This window comes from Deltaproteobacteria bacterium, assembly GCA_012522415.1.
Classification (GTDB): Bacteria; Desulfobacterota; Syntrophia; order Syntrophales; family JAAYKM01; genus JAAYKM01.
Map to the genome: position 1 here is coordinate 1 of JAAYKM010000104.1, position 2,662 is coordinate 2,662.

Genomic DNA, 2,662 nt, shown 5'->3' on the forward strand with positions numbered 1-2,662 from the left:
AGCACCCTGCTTGTCGTGACCCACGAAATGGCCTTCGCAAGAGATGTGAGTACCGAGGTTTTCTTTATGCATGACGGACAGAACCTCGCCCACCATCTCAGGATCCAGAGCGGAAGTTGGCTCGTCGAAAAGCAGGATATCCGGATCCATGGCCAAGGCCCGGGCAATGGCCACCCGCTGTTTTTGGCCGCCGGAGAGCTGTCTTGGCTTAGCTTTGACAAAAGGAGTCATCCCAACCTTATCCAGGTAGCTCAGGGCTCGCTGGCGAGCCTCCTCCCTGGATCGCTTCAAGACCTTCATCTGGCCAACCATGCAATTGTCCAGAACCGTCATGTTGTTGAAAAGGTTGAATGACTGAAACACCATGCCTACCCGGGATCGATAGGGATTGATCTTGTTTTGTCTTGAGAGCACATTTTGCTGCCGGTAGAAAATCTCTCCCGAGCTGGGCGTTTCAAGCAAATTGATGCAGCGAAGCAAGGTCGACTTGCCCGAGCCCGATGCGCCGATGATGCTGATCACATCGTTCTTGTAGACGTCAAAATTGACACCGGTCAGCACCTTGTTCTTGCCGAAAGCTTTATTGAGCTCCCGGATCCTCAAGATAGGTTCATGGCGTGTTTGCAGTGACATGATATGCATCCTCCTAACGGGAGATTTTGGGGTGGCGGTGGGTGCCTGCCGTCATGACTAGCGGATCCCGTGCAGCCAATTCATAGCTGCTCTTGCCGTCCATGAGATGCTCAATCCGCCGAAGGAGGAAGGAGGCGACCAAGGTTAAAAAGAGATAGCCGGCCATCTCGACCAGGGCCGAGGGGAAATAGAGATAGGTGGCTCCGGTGGCTGCCCGATGGGCAGCAAAAAAGTCAGGGAATCCAATGATGAACATGACAGAGGTGTCCTTGACATTGATGATGAAGTTGTTGCCGATCTGAGGCATGATGTTGCGCAGGGCTTGGGGCAGGATCACGCATGTCATGCGCTGATAATGGTTCATGCCTATGGCTTTGGCGCCCTCCGTCTGCCCCGGGTCGACGGAGAGGATGCCACCCCTGACGGACTCTGTCATGTAGGCGCCGGTGTTGATGGAGACCACCAGGATGGACGCCAGCCAGATACTGGTGAACTTGACGGTGTTGTTGGTGAGATAAGGCAGGCCATAATAGAAGAAGACCGCCTGAAGCACCATGGGTGTCCCGCGGAAGACCTCGACATAAAGGCGAATCACACACCGGATCAGGCCGAGAGTGAACCGTTTGGCCGGGTGATCCTGCGGGGAGACGGGGATGGTGTTCAGCACCCCGCAGGCAAAACCGATCAGGCAGCCCAGAACCGTTGCCACTGATGCCAGGAGCAGGGTTGACTGGATGCCCCTGAGATAAGAAGTACCGTAGCGTTCCCATAGCTTGCCGATATCAATAAGGAGTTGAGCTCCCCTGTCCATTTGAGTGGTCCCTCTTCCCTGATCAATCCACGCTCAAGGGCTGGATCGTGATGGCGAACTGCATGAGGCGATTGAAGTCATCTTCCGTCATGGTGCCAAGTACCTCATCGATGGCCTTCTTGAGGAAGGCATTCCCTTTCATGACGGACACACCGATGTTGACGTTCTCTGCCCGGACCTGGTCCGAGAATTGGAAGTCGCCTGGAGTCCCGGAAAAATCCAGGATCACCATGTCGGGATAGGCAACGACAGCCCCTTGTGCCGTGGGCAGGTCGGTGCAGACAAAGTCCACCATCCCTGTTTCAAGCGCCATCAGCATGGCGGGGGCGTCCGCCGAGGCCGGTTGAATGATCGCTCCTTCAATCTGAGGGAGGCACTGTTCGTACCAGATGGTGGCGAGTTGGGCCGTGCAGGTGCCGCCCGCAAGATCGGCAAGACCTTGTGCGCCGGCAAAGGGGCTGTCTTTTTTGGTCAGACAGACCATGGTGGCGTAAAAATAGGGGCCCGCGAAATCGACTTGTTCCGACCGGCCGGCCGTCATGGATTGACCGGCGATGACCGCGTCAATAGTTCCGGTCATCACAGCGGGCACTAATGAATCCCAATCGGATTGAATAATCTCCAGCTCCCAATCATTGGCTTCACAAATCTTCTTGGCCATCATGACATCGTAGCCGTTTGCGAACGAGCCGGGCACGTTCTTGATGGGTACGGCTTCATTGGAATCATCGTTTTGGGTCCAGTTGTAAGGCGCGTAGGCGCACTCCATGGCGATGGTTAAAACGCCGTCTTCGACTCCAGTCGGAACTTTCTGGCTTGCCCCTCCGCCACAGGCAGTGAGGGTTAATAAAAGCATAGCTACCATCAGGATACTGATCCACTTTCTCATATGTCTTTCCTTTCTTGCCCGCGCCAAGGAAGCCCGGGCTCCGGCAGACGTCCCGCCGGCGGGTATTCCAAAAAGAGAACCGCCTTGTCAAGCGGTCCATGGAAATCGGAGAAAAAGCAGATGATCCGATGCCAAAGATAGCGCTCCACATAAGCTGTGACAGTCCAGCAGATATTCTCTGCTGTCCCAGCAACGAAAGACCAGGCATTCTTTCGAAGCTTCGGCGGTAACCCCTTTCGTACCGGCGGTTGCCTCACCTTGATGCCGATACTACTCTTGAAAACCGCGCCTCTATCAAAAGCGATTCAATTTTTATGCAGGGTAACACT

General features: G+C 54.8%; 3 protein-coding genes. All 3 read right to left on the reverse strand.

All coding sequences use genetic code 11. The annotated features are described in order from the left end of the window. A partial coding sequence (locus tag GX147_08605) for an amino acid ABC transporter ATP-binding protein (GenBank protein NLN60746.1) occupies positions 1 to 633 on the reverse strand: 633 nt, incomplete at its 3' end. A 13-nt stretch (positions 634 to 646) separates the two neighbouring features. Then, entirely contained in the window at positions 647 to 1,444 is a 798-nt protein-coding gene (locus GX147_08610) for an amino acid ABC transporter permease (protein NLN60747.1), read from the reverse strand. Between the two features lie 22 nt (positions 1,445 to 1,466). Further along, complete coding sequence (locus GX147_08615) at positions 1,467 to 2,333, reverse strand: transporter substrate-binding domain-containing protein (protein NLN60748.1); 867 nt, start codon at positions 2,331 to 2,333, stop codon at positions 1,467 to 1,469. Positions 2,334 to 2,662: the final 329 nt, after the last annotated feature.

Coding starts and splice junctions, on each gene's coding strand:
- GX147_08615 (NLN60748.1), bottom strand. CDS start 2,333: ATGAGAAAGTGGATCAGTATCCTGATGGTAGCTATGCTTTTATTAACC.
- GX147_08610 (NLN60747.1), bottom strand. CDS start 1,444: ATGGACAGGGGAGCTCAACTCCTTATTGATATCGGCAAGCTATGGGAA.